Origin of the sequence: Streptosporangium sp. NPDC002524 (assembly GCF_040295985.1) — a bacterium.
Taxonomy (GTDB): domain Bacteria; phylum Actinomycetota; class Actinomycetes; order Streptosporangiales; family Streptosporangiaceae; genus Streptosporangium.
The window spans coordinates 19183-37918 of the sequence record NZ_JBEOWK010000010.1; the positions used below are offsets into that span (position 1 = coordinate 19183).

The 18736-nt window shown below is 71.8% G+C and carries 13 protein-coding genes and 1 pseudogene; 5 read left to right on the plus strand and 9 right to left on the minus strand.

Annotated features, from left to right (window positions below; translation table 11 throughout):
- Positions 1 to 36: 36 nt before the first annotated feature.
- From ABT053_RS18690 to ABT053_RS18705, 4 genes and pseudogenes are all read right to left on the minus strand, one after another.
- Positions 37 to 2142: pseudogene (locus tag ABT053_RS18690) on the minus strand (DUF5682 family protein); the annotation flags it as partial.
- 318 nt (positions 2143 to 2460) lie between these two features.
- The gene (locus ABT053_RS18695) at positions 2461 to 3528 is read right to left on the minus strand and encodes an ATP-binding protein (protein ID WP_350970341.1); all 1068 of its coding nucleotides are present in this window, start codon (positions 3526 to 3528) and stop codon (positions 2461 to 2463) included.
- The gene (locus tag ABT053_RS18700; protein ID WP_350970342.1) at positions 3528 to 4967 is read right to left on the minus strand and encodes a DUF5691 domain-containing protein; all 1440 of its coding nucleotides are present in this window, start codon (positions 4965 to 4967) and stop codon (positions 3528 to 3530) included. The genes ABT053_RS18695 and ABT053_RS18700 overlap by 1 nt, the downstream gene beginning before the upstream one ends.
- The gene (locus ABT053_RS18705; RefSeq protein WP_350970343.1) at positions 4964 to 6886 is read right to left on the minus strand and encodes an SWIM zinc finger family protein; all 1923 of its coding nucleotides are present in this window, start codon (positions 6884 to 6886) and stop codon (positions 4964 to 4966) included. Before ABT053_RS18705 ends, ABT053_RS18700 begins: the two co-directional genes overlap by 4 nt.
- 98 nt (positions 6887 to 6984) lie before the next feature.
- Between ABT053_RS18705 and ABT053_RS18710 the strand changes: the two genes are divergently transcribed.
- Together ABT053_RS18710 and ABT053_RS18715 are read left to right on the plus strand one after the other, a co-directional pair.
- On the plus strand, positions 6985 to 7416 hold the full coding sequence (locus ABT053_RS18710; RefSeq protein ID WP_350970344.1) for a cupin domain-containing protein: 432 nt from the start codon (positions 6985 to 6987) through the stop codon (positions 7414 to 7416).
- A 190-nt stretch (positions 7417 to 7606) separates the two neighbouring features.
- The gene (locus ABT053_RS18715) at positions 7607 to 9142 is read left to right on the plus strand and encodes an aldehyde dehydrogenase family protein (protein ID WP_350970345.1); all 1536 of its coding nucleotides are present in this window, start codon (positions 7607 to 7609) and stop codon (positions 9140 to 9142) included.
- A gap of 181 nt (positions 9143 to 9323) precedes the next feature.
- Here ABT053_RS18715 and ABT053_RS18720 read toward each other — a convergent pair whose 3' ends face one another.
- Positions 9324 to 9791 carry a hypothetical protein gene (locus tag ABT053_RS18720; protein WP_350970346.1) on the minus strand — a complete coding sequence of 156 codons (468 nt, stop codon included), beginning with the start codon at positions 9789 to 9791 and terminating at the stop codon, positions 9324 to 9326.
- Between the two features lie 161 nt (positions 9792 to 9952).
- Here ABT053_RS18720 and ABT053_RS18725 point away from each other — a divergent pair, with 161 nt between their 5' ends.
- Entirely contained in the window at positions 9953 to 10762 is an 810-nt protein-coding gene (locus ABT053_RS18725) for a class I SAM-dependent methyltransferase (RefSeq protein WP_350970572.1), read from the plus strand.
- Between the two features lie 286 nt (positions 10763 to 11048).
- Here the strand turns inward: ABT053_RS18725 and ABT053_RS18730 are convergent, their stop codons facing one another.
- Together ABT053_RS18730 and ABT053_RS18735 are read right to left on the minus strand one after the other, a co-directional pair.
- Positions 11049 to 12878, minus strand: a complete 1830-nt coding sequence (locus tag ABT053_RS18730; protein WP_350970347.1) for a M14 family metallopeptidase — start codon at positions 12876 to 12878, stop codon at positions 11049 to 11051.
- Positions 12879 to 13030: 152 nt separating this feature from the next.
- Positions 13031 to 13399, minus strand: a complete 369-nt coding sequence (locus tag ABT053_RS18735) for an ATP-binding protein (RefSeq protein WP_350970348.1) — start codon at positions 13397 to 13399, stop codon at positions 13031 to 13033.
- A 231-nt stretch (positions 13400 to 13630) separates the two neighbouring features.
- Between ABT053_RS18735 and ABT053_RS18740 the strand changes: the two genes are divergently transcribed.
- Together ABT053_RS18740 and ABT053_RS18745 are read left to right on the plus strand one after the other, a co-directional pair.
- Positions 13631 to 14455 (plus strand): helix-turn-helix domain-containing protein, encoded by an 825-nt coding sequence (locus ABT053_RS18740; RefSeq protein WP_350970349.1) that lies wholly within the window; start codon positions 13631 to 13633, stop codon positions 14453 to 14455.
- A gap of 33 nt (positions 14456 to 14488) precedes the next feature.
- Positions 14489 to 14719 (plus strand): DUF397 domain-containing protein, encoded by a 231-nt coding sequence (locus ABT053_RS18745; RefSeq protein WP_350970350.1) that lies wholly within the window; start codon positions 14489 to 14491, stop codon positions 14717 to 14719.
- Between the two features lie 229 nt (positions 14720 to 14948).
- On the opposite strand, the gene ABT053_RS18750 is transcribed toward ABT053_RS18745, so the two are convergent.
- The gene (locus tag ABT053_RS18750) at positions 14949 to 17759 is read right to left on the minus strand and encodes an AAA family ATPase (protein WP_350970351.1); all 2811 of its coding nucleotides are present in this window, start codon (positions 17757 to 17759) and stop codon (positions 14949 to 14951) included.
- Between the two features lie 176 nt (positions 17760 to 17935).
- Positions 17936 to 18628, minus strand: a complete 693-nt coding sequence (locus ABT053_RS18755; RefSeq protein WP_350970352.1) for a hypothetical protein — start codon at positions 18626 to 18628, stop codon at positions 17936 to 17938.
- Positions 18629 to 18736 lie beyond the last annotated feature (108 nt).

Sequence of the window (18736 nt, forward strand, 5' to 3'; positions counted from 1 at the left end):
GGGTGCGCGGGAACCGCCCGGACGGGCGGGCCCGGTGCCGAGCAGGGCGACGGCGGTGTGGACGGCGTCGATGTGGCGGATCAGGTCACGGGCGGCGTCGTCGTCGAGACCGGTGACGGCCCCGCCGAGGCCGACGCAGATCCTGGTGAGCATGGCCTCGACGATGGTGGCCAGACCGGTGGCAGGGGTGCCGCGCACGTCGCCGTAGCGCTGGGCGCGGACCATCGCGGGGAGCGCGGCCATCAGGTGCGTGACGTCTCCGTCGAGCGCGGCCCGCTCCGACAGGGCGTCGAGCACGTACGGCAGCGCCTCCGGCAGGTCCGCGAGCAGGCAGCGCTCCACCAGGCCGGTGAGCCCGGCCAGCGTGACGCCGCCGGACCCACCGCCGCCGGACATGCCTCCGGACCCACCGGACCCACCGGACCCACCGGTCCTGCCCGGCCCGCTCCCTCCCGGACCGGCCGTCCCCGGCCCGGCTCCTCCGGGACCGGCCGTTCCAGGACCTCCTCCAGGACCTCCTCCGGGACCGGACGCACCGCCGGACGCTCGGCCCCGGACGGCCTGGCCGGACGTCCCTCCCCCGTCGGCGAGGTCGCGGACGCGGGCGGCGGCGGCCGCGGGGACGGTCGTGCCCCAGGCACCCGCCTCGATCAGGTCGATGTCGAACTCGGGCCGCCAGGCGAGCGACCACGACTCGCGGAAGGTGCCCTTGCCCCGGCTCTCCTGGGGAGTGCCCCAGCCGACGCCGAGCAGGCGCAACCGGTGCAGCAGCCTGCTGCGCTCCAGGTCGAGCGGTTTGCGCAGGTCGAGGTCGTACTCCCGGTCGAGCGCCTCGGGTTTGAGTTTCACCCGCCGCTGCTCCTCGCGCAGGTGGCGCTGGAGAGGGACCATCGGGGTGGCGTCGGGCACCTGGCCGAGCCGCTCCCCCACGACCATGCGCCGCTGGATCAGCTCCACCGGCAGGTCGTCGCCCTCGCACAGCACCGCCCTGACCGCCTCGGTGACCTCCGCCAGCCCGGCCAGCGGCCGTCCCCTGAGCACGGCCAGGCTCTCCGCGAGCCGTACCGCCTCGATGACGTGCGCGGAGGAGACCGGCAGGTCCTCCTCGCGCAGCACCCCGGCCGCCCCGGTCAGCCACCGCTCGACCGGCCGGTCGGGGGAGGCGAACAGGTGGTGGTACCAGCCCGGAGAGGCCACTCCCGCGCCGTACCCGCTCCAGGCGGCGAGCCGCCCGTACGTCCACGGCACCCAGGTCATCTCGGCTTTGACCTTGGGCAGTCCCCTGAGCAGCGCGTCGTCGGCCTTCACGGTGGGCAGCCCGGCTCCCCACGGCGCGCCCTCGCGCGCCGTGCCCGCCAGCGCGGGGACGTGCCAAGCTCCGCAGACCACGGCGATCCGCTCGAACCCGTCCTTGACCGCCCTGCGGATCGTGCGCCGCATGAAGGCCTCGCGCCGTGCCTCGTACTCGTCGGCGACGTGCCCCTCGCGAACGGCCTCCATCGCCTGGGCGATCATGTGGAACGGGGTGTCGCCACGGTGCTCGACCGCGTCCTCCCACCAACGCTCCGGGTCGTCGTATCCGGCGGCGCGGGCGAGAGCCCCGATCGGATCGATGCGTACGGCCTCCGGGGCGACGTCGTCCGTGTCGTCGTCTTCCTCACCACCGGTCGTGTCACCACCCTCGGTCGTCTCACCCGGAGAGCCGGGGACCTTCGCGTCCGGCCCCCGCTCCCCGGCACCCCCCGGTGTCTCTCCCCCTTGAGGTTCCGTGGGTCCGGCGTCACCGGGCTTCCCCGGCTCGGTGTGACCGCTCGCGCCGGGCCGGGAGGCGAGGCTGTGCACGGCCGGCAGGTCACAGAACCGGACCGGGACGCCCGCCGCGACGGCGTGGCGGATCGCCTGCCACTCGGGCGAGAACTCCGCGAACGGCCAGAACGCGGCCGTGGACGGTTCGCCCGGCACGTGGGCGAGCAACGCGACCGGCGGCTGGAGGTCAGGATCACGGGCCAGCGTGACCAGCTCGTCGGCCTCGGGCGGGCCCTCGATGAGCACGACGTCCGGCTTGAGACGTTCGAGCGCGTCGCGCAGGGAACGCGCCGACCCCGGGCCGTGGTGCCGGATGCCCAGCACGGAGACACTCATCCGCGCCTCCCGCCCGGCCGGGAAACCGCCACCGGCGAAGCGGGAGCGGAGAACGCGGGAGCCGTGAGCACGGAAACCGGAAACGCGGGAACCGGGAGTGCGGGGATCGGGAGCACGGGGACCCCGAGCACGGAGAGCGGAAACGCGGGAATCGAAAGCCCGAGAGCCGGGCACGCGGGGACCAAGGACGGAGGAACCGGAAGCGCGGGAGCCGGGGACGCAGAGACCGGGAGCGCAGGGACCAGGAACGCAGGGACCGGGAGCGCAGGGACCGGGAGCGCGGGAGCGGGGAGCGTGCCCGTCCCGGGGGCCGCCGCCTCAGCCCGCGTCACGGCAGGCCCGGTAGAAGTCGCGCCAGTCCTGGCGCTCGCGCACCACGGTCTCCAGGTATTCGCGCCAGACCACGCGGTCGGAGACCGGGTCCTGGATCACGGCGCCGACGATGCCCGCCGCCACGTCGGAGGGGCGGAGCACCCCGTCACCGAAGTGCGCGGCCAGGGCGATGCCGTTGGTGAGGACGGAGATGGCCTCGGCGGTGCTGAGCGTCCCGCTGGGGGACTTGACCTTGGTGCGGCCGTCCTCGGTGACGCCGGTGCGCAGCTCCCTGAAGACCGTGACGACGCGGCGGATCTCCTCCAGGCCGGTGAGGGTCTCGGGCAGCTCCAGGGAGCGGCCGAGCTGGCCGACCCGCCGGGAGACGATGTCCACCTCCTCCTCCGCGGTGGCGGGGACCGGCAGCACGACGGTGTTGAACCGGCGGCGCAGCGCGCTCGACAGCTCGTTGACGCCGCGGTCGCGGTCGTTCGCGGTGGCGATGATGTTGAAACCGCGCGCGGCCTGGACCTCCCGGTTGAGCTCGGGGATCGGCAGCGTCTTCTCCGACAGCACGGTGATCAGCGCGTCCTGGACGTCGGAGGGCATGCGGGTCAGCTCCTCCACGCGGGCGAGCCGCCCCTCGGCCATCGCCCGCATCACCGGGCTCGGCGTGAGCGCCTCCATGGACGGGCCCTCGGCCAGCAGCCTGGCGTAGTTCCAGCCGTAGCGGACGGCCTCCTCGGCGGTGCCGGCCGTTCCCTGCACCAGGAGGGTGGAGTCACCGCTGATCGCGGCGGCCAGGTGCTCGGACAGCCAGGTCTTCGCGGTGCCGGGCACGCCGAGCAGCAGCAGCGCGCGGTCGGTGGCGAGCGTCGCCACGGCCACCTCGACGATGCGCCGAGGCCCGATGTACTTGGGGGTGATCTGGTCACCGTCGCCGAGGACGTAGGCGGTCACCGCCCAGGGCGACAGCTTCCAGCCCGGCGGGCGGGCGCGGTCGTCGCCCTTGGCCAGGATCGCCAGCTCCTCGGCGTACTGGTCTTCGGCATGGGCCCGCAGAACCGTTGTCACTACGTGAGCTCCTTCAACATGTCGTCACGGAAACGCAGGAGGGCGGCGACCTCCTGGATGGACGGCTCCGGCGAGAGCCGCCCGGCCATGCCGTGCAGGGTGGGGTCGATGCGTTCGCCGGCGAGCCTCGCCAGCTCCCCGAGGTTCCACGGCTGGGAGCCGGAAACCTCGATGATCTTCTGGAGGACGGCCGTGGCCAGGGTGGGCCCCCAGGGGGCCGCGGCCCCGCCGAGAACCATGATCAGCTGACCGTCCAGGCCGTGCCGCCGGACGAAGTCGGCCGCGACGACCTCCTGCCTGTCGCGGGGCAGCGCGGCCAGCAGGTCGGCGAGCGGATCCCAGGCGAAGAGCTCCAGCGCCCACTCCGGGTCGCCCTGGAGGACGGAGGCCCGCACCCAGCCGGCCATGACCTCTCGCCCCCAGTCGACGATCCTCATCCGGACGAGCTCGCGAGGCGGCCGTCCGAGCAGCCGGGACCAGACTCCGAGCGGGGTGCGGGCCACGGTCTGCTGCAGCCACCAGCTCCGCTCGCCGATCCCCCGGGGCGCCTTGGCCCGTACGCCGTCGCGCTCCATCGCGCTGTCGCAGGCCACCGGCGGGTCGACGTGGATCTCGCCGCCGACGACGGTGACGTACCGGGCGGCGCGCTCGGCCATCCGCAGGGCCAGCCGCGATCCGGGCAGCCGGGTGAGCAGGTCGGCGGCCTGGTTGCGGACCTCCCGGCGGCGGTCGTCGAGCGCGGCCTCCAGGAACGGCTCGTCGTCGGGTGAGAGCCCGGTGCCGAGCGCCTCCAGGAACGCCGCCCTGTCGTCGGGGGTCTCCTTCTCCCAGGTGGCGGCGAGCAGCTCCCTCGCCCTCGCCGGGTCGGCCGCCCGCAGCGCCCCCAGGTGGACGCGGCGGTCGCCGGAGGTGCCGAACTCCCAGACCTCGGAGGCCCCGCCGGAACCGGTGGCTGTGACTCCGGCGATCCCGGCGATCCCGGCGACCCCGGTGACCTCCTCCAGCAGGAAGCCCCACGCCGGGTTCAGCCCGGCCAGCCAGCGCCCCCGGTTTCCGGCGAGGACGCCGAGGTGCGGGCGGATCGACCGGTCCTTGGCCGCGTGGTCGAGAAGCTCGGGCAGCAGGTGCGGTGAGAGGCGGTGCCCGCGCGCGGCCGCGGTCTCCAGCCACTCGGCGAGCAGTCTCGGCTGCTCGCCGCCGAGGATGCGGGCGAGCCGGTCGCCCGCGGCGCGCGAGACCGCGGGCCGCTCCTCGGGCGGGGCCACGGCCGGGAGCTCCCCCGGCGCGACCGGCCGCCGCCCCGCGCGCATCCGCAGCGTGTGCACGGCCGCGCGCCCGAGCAGCTCGACCTCGCTCGCCCCCTGACCGGGCAGGGGACGCCGGTCGGTCCCGACGAGCGCGGTGGACACCAGATCCTCCCATTCGGCGGAGGAGGTCATAGGACGATCACCCGGCCTTCCTCGTCCCAGGTCGTGAGGGGGCGCAGACCCCTCGGGGTCCATTCGGCGGCCACGGTCAGCGGGTGGCCCCCCGAGGTGGCGACCAGCCGCCACGGGGTGCCCGCGGACGGGTGGAGCGGCAGCCCGCCGGAGGGCCCGGTCAGAAGCCGCGAACCGCTCCCCGCGGGAGTCACCCCCTCCAGCACGAGCGGCCAGGAGTCGAGCCAGGGGTCACCGGCCAGGGCCTCGGCGATCTCGTCGAGAGCCTGCTCCACAGTCACGCCTGGCGGCGGCCCGGCCGGAGCGACACGGTGACGGACGACGTCGTCACCGACGCGCCCACCCCGGACGGCGTCGTCACTGACACCTTCGCCCCAGGCGGCGTCGTCACTGGCACGTTTGTCCTGGACAGCGTCGTCACCGACACCTTCGCCCCGAACAGCGTCGTCACCGACACGTTCGTCCCGGGCGGCGTCGTCGCCGGAACCTTCGTCCCGGACGGCGTCGTCATTGACACGTTCGTCCCAGGCGTCGTCGGCGCGTCCGTCCCGGACGGCGCTGACACGCCCACCCCGGACGGAGTCGCCGTCGGCACCCCCATCCCCGGCGGGGTCGTCCGGAACGGGGTCGTGAGGAGCGGCGTCAGGCTGGACGGCTCCGCCGCGAGCGGCATCGTGACGGGTGGCGACCACCGCGCGCAGCGGGGCCGAGCCGGGATAGAACGCCAGGTCGGCGTCGATGGTCGTGCCGGTGACGAGCGAGGCGTCGAGGGCCTGCCCGACCGGGGCGAACGAGAGCACCAGGGCCGCCCGGCCCGTCGCGCGCCCGCGAAGCCAGACCCGGCGCGCGATCAGCCGGTCGTGCTCCTCGTCGCGCCGCCCCAGCACGTCCCACAGGTCGCGAACGCCGTCGCGGGCGAGCACCTCCTCCTTCGTCACCGGGAAACCGATCCGGTCGCGCACCCTTTCGAGAAGCCCGGCGGGAGCCGTGTCCCGGAACGCCCCCTCGTCCGGCGCTCCCCGGCCGTCCGGCGCCTCCCTGCCTCCCGCCGGGTGACCGGCGCCCCCGGCGGCCCCCTCCGGTGCCCCCTCTCCCGAGCCCTCGGAAGCGACGGAGCCCTCGGAAGCGGCGGAGTCACCGGGAGCCGTGGCATCACCGGGAGCCGTGGCGTCACCCGGAGCCGTGGCGTCACCCGGAGCCGTGGCGTCACCGGGATCGGCGGAGTCACCGGCACCGGCCGGGACGGAAAGACGCCGGTGGGCCACGCAGAGCAGGTGCAGCAGCGCGTACTCGCCGAGCAGGCGGGCGGGCCAGTCGTCGCCGTCCAGCACGGCGCCGAGGCGGGACAGTGAGCCCGCCACGGCGGGCGCCTGGGCGTCGACCAGGCGTTTGACCAGGTCGTCCCACTGGTCGTGGCGCCGTGACCCGGCGATGCCCTGTCTGACCTGGTCGGCGAGCCAGCGCTCCAGGTCCGACAGCCCCGCGGTCACCCGCCGCTCGCGCAGCGCGGCCCTGCGGCCGTCGGCGGCACCGGGCTCGGCGGCCCTGGCCGCGCGGGCCGCCCCCGCCTCCGCGGCCCTGGCCGCGCGGCCGCGCCGCCCGTCGAGCCACTCGCCCACCCAGTCGGCGGGCTCCTCGGCGGCGGGGACACCGTCGGCCGACCACAGGAGCAGCAGGCCGAGAGCGTGTTTGCAGGGGAACTTCCTGCTGGGGCAGCTGCACCGGTAGGCGGGCTCGGACAGGTCGACGCACGCCCGGTAGGGTTTGGAGCCGCTGCCCGCGCACTCGCCCCACACCGCGTCGGCGGTGGCTCCGGACCCCGACCACTTGCCGGGGGCGGAGATGCCCCGGGCCGCTTTCTGGGAGGAGGCGTCGGGCGCGAGCGCCAGCACCTGATCCCGGTTCCACCGTTCGATCACGGACCCGAACTTAGCCAACCCCGCCGACAAATCCGGGCCCGCCCGCAACGGCCGTCCCACGGCACGTCCCGCCGAGCCGGGTCCCTAGAATCGGTGCGATGACGACTCCTTCGCGTCCTCCGCTCGCCGAGGCCCTCGACCTGCTGCCGCACCCCGAGGGCGGCTGGTTCCGCGAGACCTGGAGGACCTCCGCCGACCTCACCCCGCCCGGGTACGCCGGCACGCGGGCCACCGCCACCGGGATCTACTTCCTGCTGGAGCCCGGCGAGGAGTCGCGCCCGCACGTGGTCGCCTCCGACGAGGTGTGGTTCTGGCACCGGGGCGGCCCGCTGACGCTGGTCCTCGGCGGTCACGAGGGGCAGCCCTCGAGCACCGTGACCCTGGGACCGCTGGTGGAGGAGGGCCAGGTCCCCCAGGCGCTGGTGCCCGGCGGCACCTGGCAGGCCGCCCGCCCCGCCGGTGACGAGGGCGTGCTGGTGAGCTGCGTCGTCTCCCCCGGCTTCGACTTCGCCGACTTCCGCATGCTCTGACGGACAACGCGACGGACGGCGCGACAGACAGCACGACGGACGGCGCAACGAACGGCGCGACGAACGGCGCGACGAACGGCGCGACGGACGGGCCGTCGGGGAAGACGGCACGAACACCCTCCCCGCCGAGGTGACGGCCTCCCCCGCGTGGGGAGAATGCGGACACAGGTCCACACCCGGGAGGTCGAAGGTGACCAGCGAGATCGTCTCCGTCATCGGCGGAAAAGAAACGTCCAACGGCGCGGCCTACGAGTCGGTCAACCCGGCTCGCGTGGACGAGGTGGTCGCGCGGGTCCGGCTGGCGGACGCGAGCACGTTCTCCTCCGCGTGCCGCACGGCCGCCGCCGCGCAGCGGGAGTGGGCGCGGGTCCCCGCGCCCGTCCGGGGGCGGGTGGTCGCCTCGATCGGGCGCCTGGTGGAGGCCAACGCCGAGGAGCTGGCCCGCCTGGTCACCCGCGAGATCGGCAAGCCGTACGCCGAGGCGCTGGGCGAGGTGCGCGAGATCGTCGACACCTGCGACTTCTTCCTCGGCGAGGGCAGGCGGCTGTACGGGCAGACGGTCCCCTCGGAGATGCCGGACAAGAACCTGTTCACCTTCCGGGTCCCGGTGGGGGTGGCCGCGGTGATCACCGCGGGCAACTTCCCGGTCGCGGTGCCGTCGTGGTACCTCGTCCCGGCGCTGCTGTGCGGCAACGCGGTGGTGTGGAAGCCCGCCGAGTACGCGGCGGCCTCCGCGCACGCGCTCCACCGGCTGTTCGTCGCGGCCGGGCTGCCCGACGGCGTGCTGAACCTGGTCCTCGCCGACGGCGACGCGACGTTCGAGGGCCTGGAGGCGGCGCTGGCCGAGGGCACGGTGCACAAGGTCGGGTTCACCGGATCCACCGAGGTGGGCCGCCGCGTCGGCGAGCTGTGCGGGCGGCACCTGCAGTCGCCCTGCCTGGAGCTGGGCGGCAAGAACCCGATGGTGGTCATGCCCGACGCCGACCTCGACCTCGCCGTGGAGGGCGCGCTGTTCGCGGGCTTCGGCACCGCCGGGCAGCGGTGCACGTCGCTCGGCACGGTGATCGTGCACGAGAGCGTCCACGACGAGTTCCTCCGCCGGTACGCCCACGCCGTCGCCGGGGCCGCGATCGGCGACCCCGCGGAGGACGTGCTGTGCGGGCCGCTGCTCGACCGGAGGTTCGCCTCACGGTACGAGGAGTATCTGGGCTGGATCCAGCCGCACCACACGGTCGTCTCCGGTCCCACCGGCCGCATCACGCCGGACAACCCGCGCGGCGGCTTCACCGGGGAGGGCGGCCTCTATTACCACCCGGTGGTCGTGGACGGCGTCCGCCCCGGCGACCGGCTCTTCCTGGAGGAGACCTTCGGCCCCATCGTCGGCGTGACGCCCTTCGGCACGCTGGACGAGGCCGTCGACCTGGCCAACCTCCCCGGGTACGGGCTCTCCTCGTCCATCTACACCACCGACCCGGCGTCGGTCTTCCGCTTCCGCGAGGGCATCGGCGCGGGCATGGTCAGCGTCAACAACTCCACCTCCGGCGCGGAGGCCCACCTGCCCTTCGGCGGCAACGGCAAGTCGGGCAACGGCAGCCGCCAGTCGGGGATGTGGGTCCTCGACCAGTTCACCCGCTGGCAGGCGATGAACTGGGACCACTCGGGCAGGCTCCAGAAGGCCCAGATGGACGTCGCCGAGATCGTCCCCGACCTGGACTTCCGCCTCTGACACCCAGGACGGCTCTGACACCCGAGACGCTCCCAACACCCAAGAGGCTCCCGACGCGCAAGACGCCTCCGCGACTCCGGTGTCTCCGACGTCCGGATGTCCGGACGTCCGTGACGACGAGGTCGCGTCCGGGGCGGCCGTGGTCCGGGGGCTCACACCCCCGGGCCACGGGCGCACCGGTTCAGTGGTGCGTCACCACGTACTCGAAGACCTCGAAGCTCATGAAGAGCACGGCCGCGACCGCGAGGAGGGCGTACAGCAGGACGGACTGCGGCGCGTGGCGCCGGGGCCGGGGACCGGCGGGTGAGGTTCCGGACTCCGCGGCCGGAACGGGGGTGAGGCCGGCGTCGGCGCCGGAGGGCATCACCGGCGAGACCTCGGGGAACGCCGGAAGGACGGCGGCGAGACGGGTCCGCGCGCTCGGGGGGAAGACGCGGACGCCGTCGCAGCCGCAGGCGGGACAGTTCGTCCCCGACCAGGGCGGCTGGACCATGACACCGGCCCGCAGCCAGAGCACGACGTCGTGCCCGTGCCCGTCGGTCAGGTGGCGGACGAGGTATTCCTCCCGCCACAGGTGCCCGCAGTGCGCGCACCCCAGCGGCCAGGTCTCGTGAGCACTGAACTCCTCGTGCACGAGGACCACCCCCATCGTGTCGGCGAATATCCGACCTGAGTGTGAACCTGGCCTACCGTCACAACAAGCGATGGAAAGGTGCAAAATCTGTTACGACCACATGATGAGACTATTCTTCTTGAAATATGAGACTCGTGTTATGGTCCGACCAGCGTGACGAGAACGGGGAGGACCTCATGACCGGCAAGGACGCCGTCTACACGCACGGACACCACGAGTCCGTGCTCAGATCCCACAGGTGGCGTACGGCGGAGAACTCGGCCGGTCACCTCCTGCCGCACCTGAGGCCGGGCATGACGCTGCTGGACGTGGGCTGCGGGCCGGGCACCATCACCGCCGACCTGGCGGAGCGGATCGCGCCCGGCGCGGTCACCGCCGTCGAGATCACCGAGGAGGCGCTGGGGCTGGCCCGCGCGGAGGCGGCGCGGCGCGGGCGCTCCGACATCGCGTTCGCCGTGGCGGACGTGCACGCGCTGGAGTTCCCCGACGACACCTTCGACGTCGTCCACGCCCACCAGGTGCTGCAGCACGTCGGCGACCCGGTCCGGGCGCTGCGCGAGATGCGGCGGGTCTGCAGGCCTGGCGGGATCGTCGCGGTGCGCGACAGCGACTACGCCGCGTTCACCTGGTTCCCCGGGACGCCCGAGCTGGACGAGTGGCTGGACCTGTACCGGAGGGTGGCGAGGGCCAACGGCGGCGAGCCCGACGCGGGGCGGCGGCTGCTGTCGTGGGCGCGCGCGGCGGGGTTCACCGACGTCTCGGCCACCTCCTCGACCTGGTGCTTCGCCACCCCCGACGACCGCGCGTGGTGGGGCGGTATGTGGGCCGAGCGGATCCTGAAGTCCGACATGGCCCGGCAGGCGCTCGCCTCGGGCGCCGCCACCGAGGAGGACCTGCGCCGCGTCTCGGCGGGCTGGCTGGCCTGGGCCGGGGAGCCGGACGGCTGGCTGTCGCTGCTCCACGGCGAGCTGATCTGCCGCGCCTGATGCCAGGGGGAAGCTCAGAGCTCTCGGCACTTCAGGGCCTCAGTGCCTCAGTGCCTCGGCACTTCAGGACCTCGGGACTTCGGGGCCTCAGGACTTCGGGGCCTCGGGGCCTCGGGGCCTCGGGGCCTCGGGGCCTCGGAACCTCGGGACCGCGTCGCCCCGCTTCTCCGCCGGGCTTCTGCGCATCCCTGACGCCCCAAGGTTCCCGGGCGTCCTGGGCGTTCCCGTCAAAGGGGGATACGAAAAGGGCTCGGGGCGCCTCCGGTGGAGGCGCCCCGAGCGAGGGTCAGGGTTGCTGGGTGATCTTCACGTCGTCGACCCCGGCCTCGACCAGGGAGGCGCCCGAGGCGTCACCGGCCTCGATCAGGATCCGGACGCTCTGCCCCGCGAAGGCGGAGAGGTTGGCCGTCGCCGTGGCCCAGGCGCCGTTGCGGTTGGAGGCCGCGCCGAGCTGCTGGAACACCTGGGTGGTGGTGGAGCCGACGACCTTCACCCGGAAGAAATCGGCGTTGGAGGCGTTGGAACCGTGCGCCAGATACCACGACAGCGACAGGTTCAGCGTCCCGGTGGACGGCAGGGTGATGGCCGGTGACCGGATGCTGGTGATTCCTCCGTCTATGTCGTAGTCACCGGCCGCGGCGCCCGCGAGCCTGCCGGTGACCAGGTCGTTGGTGCCGCTGACGGTGGTGCCGAGCTGCTTGGCGCCGCTGGAGGTGGTGGCCTCGGGGTCGCCGCGCTCCCACTGGCCGAGCGTGGCGGTGTCGGTCCCGGATGGGTTGGCCGTCCAGCCGGTCGCCGTCTCGAAGGTGTCGGAGTAGACCGTCACCGGCGGGGTGCCGGTGCCGCAGTACTGCGACTCCTTGCCGATGATCCGGTAGACGCAGTCGGAGTACTCCAGGAAGCGCAGCGTGGCCTCCCGGTTGCGGGTGGTCTGCGGGACGATCTGCTCGTCGGGAGGATAGAAGCCCGGCGAGGAGCTGACCGGGTACATCTCGATGGTGTAGCTGAAGATCTTGTAGACGCCCCACAGCCAGTCGTCGATCGTGCCGTCGGTGATGTAGAGGTCGCTGGCCTGCTGGGGGGTGTAGTTGTTGGTGGAGGCCATGTTCTGGCCCAGGGTCGCGTGGGCGTCGCGGTCGTCCTGGGTCAGGCCGGGGCCGGTGTCGTTGAAGGTGTAGCCGTACGGCCACAGGATCAGCTCGCCGTAGGTGTGCCAGTCGATGTGCGACTTGATCTGCTGCACGCCGCCGACGACCCGGCTGCGCACCCAGTTGGCCACCGCCCTCACCTCGGGGGCCGACTCGGCCGCCGAACCCCGGTAGGTCTCGCTGGAGGTGGTGCCGGAGGAGCCGCCGCAGCAGCCCCAGTTGTAGCCCCAGTTGCGGTTCATGTCGGTGCCCACGGCCGAGGAGCCGGAGTTGGGCTGGCGGTTCTTGCGCCAGGAGCGGTAGGAGCCCGTGGCGATGTCGTACTCGCCGCCGTCGGGGTTGAGGTCCGGCATGATCCAGATCTCGCGGCCGTTGACCAGGTTGGTGATGCGGCTGTCGGTGCCGTACCCGTCGGTGAACTGGTTGAGCAGGTAGAGCGCCATCTCGACGGTCAGGTGCTCGCGGGCGTGCTGGTGGTGGGTGAACAGCACCTCGGGCTCGTTCTCGTCCGTGGCGACGTTGTCACTGATCTTGACGGCGATCAGGTCGCGCCCCTCGTACGAGGTGCCGTAACTGATCTTGCGGGCGATCGTCGGGTGGTCGGCGACGATCTGGTTCACCGCGGCGGTCATCTCGGCGTAGTTGTGGTAGCCGGAGTCCGCCGACGGGAAGTCGGCGCGCTGCTCTGGCCCGGTCGGGTATAACGACCTGGGGATCTTCGTGACGGCGTAGCCGAGCTTCTTGATCTCGGCGACCTCGTCCGCGCTGGCGGTGATCACGACCGAGTCGGGGTCGACCTGGTCGATCGCGGCACCGGTGGCGGCCACCGCGCTTCGCTGCTGGGCGGTGCTCGGCCCCTGGACCTTGTACTGGCTGTTCGGTTGTGGCTCGGCCGAGGCTCCCGCCCCGGTCACACCGAGACACAACAGCGCCAGGGCGGCGAACACCACGATCAGACGGCGTCTCACCTGCGTCCTCCTCAGGCACGCACTCTAGGGTTTTGTCGCGTGCCTCCACCGAGAGTCAAACAGCGGCGTTGATTAGCAAAGGCCCAAATTTTGGGAAGGGCGGAAACTCGGTCTCGCGACCGGGCGGAAGCCGGGCGGGAACGAGACCGGATTCAGAAGCCGACCTCGAACCAGAGCGTCCGGGAGCCCTCGGGGGCGTCGTCCTGGATGCCCCAGTCGTCGGCGAGCAGGTCCACCAGGAACATGCCCCGCCCGCCCTCCCCCTCCGGGTCGTTGCGCACGTGCGGCGCCGACGCCCCGGACCCGGCGTCGCAGACCTCGACCAGCACCGCGGCCGATCCCACCGCCACCGTCATCGCGACCTCGCCGCCCCCTCCGGAACCGGAGTGGAGCACCGAGTTCGTCACCACCTCGCTCACCAGGAGGACGACGTCGTCGGACGCGGGATGCCCCTCACCGAGGAGCTCCCTGACCCGGCTCCGCGCCACCGACACCGACTCCGGGACCCCTTTGAGGGTCACCGTTGATCGAGGTGAGACGGCCCGCCGTCCGGTCGTCATGGTTGACCTCACTCCCCGACACGCATATTCCATGCACATCGCCCTCTGAGATGGCACACTCACTCACGGTGAACTGTTCTATCAAGGACTGCAATACCTCATGTTGGGATTCCGCAGATTTGCTATCAAAGGACGGAGGGAGGTAGATGCGTGGCTTCTCGACGCAGCCCCACGGCCCGTCATCGCCGTCTGATGGCTGAGCTGAGCCGTCTGCGAAAGGACAGCGGGCTGACCCGGGTGGAGGTGGCCGAGCGGATCGGCTCCACCGACACCACCGTCTGGAGGTACGAGACGGGCCTGTCCCGGCCTCGCCCTTCGGACGTGTCGGCCCTCACCGATGTGTACGGCGTGACCGGGGAGGCTCGAGACTCCCTGATCCAGATGGCCGTCGAAGCCAGGAGGCGGGGCTGGTGGCACCCCCACCGTCAGGCCCTGAAACCCGGCTTCGACTCCTACATCGGGCTTGAGGCGGAGGCGTCGCTCGTGCGCTCGTACGAGCCGCTCGTCGTCCCCGGCCTGATGCAGACCGAACCGTACGCACGCGCGGTGATCGAGGTGACCTCAGTAGTTCAGACCCCCTCAGAGGTCGAGGAGACGGTCTCCGTGCGCATCTCGCGTCAGCGGTTGCTGCACGGGCCCGGTGACCCGATCCACCTTGTCGCCGTGCTCGACGAAGCGGTGATCCGGCGCCGGATCGGCGGTCGCGACATCATGTCGGAGCAGCTGGAGCATCTCGTCCACCTCGGCGGGCTGCCCAACGTGGAGATCCGGGTCGTCCCGTTCTCCGCGGGGGCCCACCCCGCGATGGACGGCCAGTTCTGCCTGCTCAGCTTCCCCGAACCGGAGGATCCCGACCTGCTCTACCTGGAGCAGGCCGCGAGCGGGAACGTGCCGGACGATCCCGAGCAAGTCCGCCGATACGCCTCCATGTTCGAGAGTCTCTGCGCCATGGCTCTCAGTCAGGAGGCGTCGGCAGCCTTCATCGCCCAGATGGCGAGAAGGTTTTCCTCCCCCTAGCCGTAGAAGGAAGAAAAAGTGCGAGGGTCCACGATGGATCTGTCAGGCGCCGAGTGGCGTAAGAGCGGCCGCAGCACCAACGGAGGCAACTGCGTGGAGGTGGCGGTCGTCCCCGGTGACCCGGTGGTCGCCAGGCACAAGGCGGACGCCGACCAGCTGTATCTCGTCCGCGACTCCAAGGATCCGGGCGGCCCGGCGCTGGCGTTCACCCGGAGCGAGTGGGACGCCTTCGTCGGCGGCGTGAAGGACGGCGAGTTCGGCTGACGGACCTCCGGTTCGGCTGACGGACCTCCGGGGAGACCAGCCTCACGGTCTCCCCGGAACCTCCGACCACAGCCCGCCCGCGGCCCCGGCCCGGCGGGCTGTGCTCGTCGTCCGCCACTCGTCGTCCGCTACTCGCTACGGGTCATCCGTCACTCGTCGTCCGTCATCTGTCACCCGTCACTCGTTTCTCACCGTCTCGTTTCCCGGTGCCCCGCGCTCGCCGGAAACCTCACCGCGGGGGCCGTTCGTCGTTGCCGTTGTAGCCGAGGATCCGCATGGCGACCTCGGGGTCCATCGCCGCGGCGAGCAGCTGGGCCCGTTCCACGGCGCTGTCGCGCTGGGCCTCGGCCCTGGTCTTGGCCGCCTGCGCCCCCCGGGTGACCGCCGCCACGATCGCCGCCCCCACGATCGCCGCCAGCACGGCGACGAACACCACCGCGAGCGTGCCGGAGTCCGGTGGGCCCGTCCGGCCCATCGCGACCGTCCCGCCGTTGAGCGCGTAGGTGCCCACCGCCGTGAAGGCCGCCAGCGCGGCCAGGCTGGCCGCGATCACCAGCACCGTCCGCAACCTCCCCCCGCGCGTCGCGGGGGCGACGGGCGGCGGAGGTGGCGGGGGCGACGCCGGTGACAGGCGGCGCACCGGGGCCTCGTCGCCCCAGGGCACGAAGTCGGGTTCGCTCCCGGCCACCGGGGACGCCGGGGGCACGGCCGCCGGCACCGTACTCGGCATCGTGTTCTGCACCGTGCCCGACACCGCGGAACCGTGGCCGTTGCCCGTGAGCACCGCGCCGTGGATGACCGCGGCGGCGGGTTCGAGCCGGGGCAGGGCCGGAGGGACGGGCAGGGCGCGCGCCACGTGGCTGTGCTCGCGGTGCGCCCGCGCCGCCTCCAGGTGATACTCCTCGATCTCGGCGTAGAAGTCGTCCGAGACGTAGATGGAGCCGTCGATCAGCGGTCCCCGCCTGCGTTCCAGGATCGCGACCACGTCGTCGCCGTTGAGCGTCTTGTGCGCCTCCAGCGCGTGCGCCAGGCACAGGACGTCCCGCCGGTGCTCGCGCAGCAGCTCCTCGGTCCGGTCGAGCAGGCCCACCAGGTTGAACTCGATGCGCTCGCCCAGCACGTCGGGCGCGAGCGGCTGGCCGCCGCCCGGCGCCTTGGTGAAGCCGATCCCCCCGCCGCCGGGCTTGGGCATCGACTTGCCGCCCATGATCTCCAGCTCCTGAAGCGCGGGCACCGAGGTCACCCCGCGGCCCATGCCCCAGTGCGCTTCCATCAGCGCGGTGAGGTACGTCGCGGAGAACAGGTCGCCGGAGACCCCGGAGGAGTTGTCCTCGCCGAAGAACATCCGCTCCCCCGCCAGGGAGGCGAGCGAGACCATGATGTCTGCCTCGTGCTCGGACTTCCAGCGGGTGAACTGGTCCTCGGGCTTGATGCTCGCGACCATGCCGAGGTAGTCGGCGCCCTTCTCGATCGTGGCGATGTCGATCTCGAGGTGGTAGCGGGTGCGGTACGCCGCCACGGCGTGGCAGGCCTCGTGCACGGCCACCGCGTGCCGCTCGCGCTCGATGTACTCCACGTCCTCGGGCGGCCCGAGCTGCTTGAGCCGCTTGGCGCGGGTCACGTCCGACCAGGTGATGACCTCCCGGCCGTCGCGGATCGCGGTGATCAGCGACTCGTTCACCAGGTCCTTGATCGTGGCGCCGGTGGCGTAGGGCGTGATCGTCGCCAGCTTGTCCAGCTGCGCCTCGGTCAGCTCGTGGTCGACCTTGTCGAAGTAACCCCGGTAGGTGCGGACCCGGCCCGCCTTCGACGGGTAGCCCACCTTGTAGATGCGGTCGATACGGCCCGGCCGCAACAGTGCCTCGTCCAGCGAGTTGGGCATGTTGGTGGCCATCATGACCAGGATCCGGTACTTCGGCGGCGGCTTGGGCCGCATGCCGAAGAGCCTTCGCACGTGCCGGTTGACGATGCCCCTCGGCTTCTTCAGGCCGGACAGCTCGGTGAGCAGCGCCTGCAGCGTGCCCGGGTCGCCGCCGCCCCCGCCCATGCCGCCCATCATGAAGCGGCTGCGGCCGGTGTCGGGTTCCTGCGGCCCGGCCGCGCCCCCCGCGCCCCTCGCGCCCTGGCGGGTCAGCAGCCACCGGGTGTCCTCGCTGAGGTAGCCGAAGCCGTGGCATCCCGCGGTGTGCGGGGAGAACCCGGGACCGCCCCTGGGCCCCTGCTGCGCCAGCGAGCCGCGCTTGCCGAGGGAGTCGGCCTCGTCGAAGAAGACGATCACGCCGCCGTAGCGCAGCGAGAGCTTGCGCAGCTTCCTGAACAGCGACTTCACCTTCAGGATGCCGATGCCCATGAACATGTTGACGAACGCGCCGGGGTCAACGAACACGTACGGCTTGCCGGTCTCCCCCGCCACGGCCTCGGCCATCAGGGTCTTGCCGGTGCCCGGCGGGCCCCACAGCAGCAGGCCGCTGGGCACGTAGCCGCCGCGCTCCTCGATCGCGTCCGGCCGCTCCAGGAAGACGATGTTCTCCTTCACCCGCTCGACGACGTGGTCCTGGCCCCAGACGTCGGTGAAGCGGGTCTTGATGTCGTCGGGGAAGTACGTCTCCACGCCGCCCCGCGACAGCAGCCAGAACAGGCCGATGAACTGGAAGGCGATGAAGAAGAACGCGAAGGCGAGCTGCGCCACGTACGGCAGCGCCTGCCAGAGCAGCGCGGGCGCCTGGAACAGCGCGAGTGCCGGGGAGGTGTCCAGCACCTCGCCGAGAATGAGGGCGAGCACCGCGATCCAGAACACCCACTTGATGGCGCGCGCCATCCTGAAACGGTTCCAGTCGGAGAAGCGTCGATGGGTCCAGCGCTCGAAACCGCCGAAAACGCTTCGCGTCCAGAACCGGTTGTATCCGGCGGAACGCTCGCTGACGAAGAAGTGGAGTTGCCGCAGGAACTCGGCGCCGAGAAGCCAGAAGATCCACGGCGCCGCGACCGCGGTGATGATCATCGCATCCTGGAACGTGATGATGCCCTCGTACGAGGCCATCTCACTCCATACCAGAATGAAATAGATGATCGTAAGAATGAGCAGGAATTTGATCCGGTCCCAGAACGGCATCTTCTTGCGCTTGTCCGGATGCGGATCCGTCGGACCGGAACCGGGAGCCCGGAGTCCTTCGAAGTTGGGAGGCGGTGGAGGTGACTTCATGGACGGGCTTCTCCTCACCCGGCGAGCCGCTTGACCTTGAACGATTGCGCGATCTTCTCGAATTCCCCGGCGCGCTTCCGGTAGCAGGCGGCCGAGCAGCGGATCAGCAGGGTGGAGATCTGCTTGCCGTCCTCGGCCAGGTAGGAGGTGAGGTCGAAGGTCTCGGTCCCGGCCCCCTGGATCGCGTAGTTGAACCGCACGTGCACCCCGCGCAGGCCGTCTCCGGGCTGGAGCACCTCGTCGGCGAGCAGCTCGAAGTCCTGCAGCGGGTAACCGGGGATCTGCGCGTACTCCTTGCGCACCGTCTCGGTGACGGGCAGGACGGAGTTGCGCATGGTATTCAGGGACAACGAGTCCTGCTCGTCGGGGAGAAGCTTGGCGATCCGGGCGAAGACGAACGGCTCGTCTCCGGTGCCGTAGCCGAGAAGGTGGTCGGCGGACGGCTCGGCGTGGGCGTCGTAGGCGGCCGACCAGATGAGCTGCTTGCGCAGCCGCGCGGTGGCCGATTCGGGGTCGGCCCCGATGGTCGCCTTGTCCAGCGCCACCTGGTCGACCTTCCGCCAGGCCGCCGGAACCTTGAAGTACGTCTGCCCGTCGTCGTGGCGGACGTAGGTGAACTCGGCACGTGCACATCCCGTGAGCCCGCCGACCATGGCGGAGACGACCGCCACAGCTACCACGGCGAACCCGGCCCTTGATCTTTTCACCAGGGCTTACCTCCGCTTTACGGGTTAACGAGGTGGTTGTGCCCGTTTTCCAGACACCTCTCTCCTCTCTCGCCTCCCCCATCTGAGAAAAATTGACCAAATCTTTCC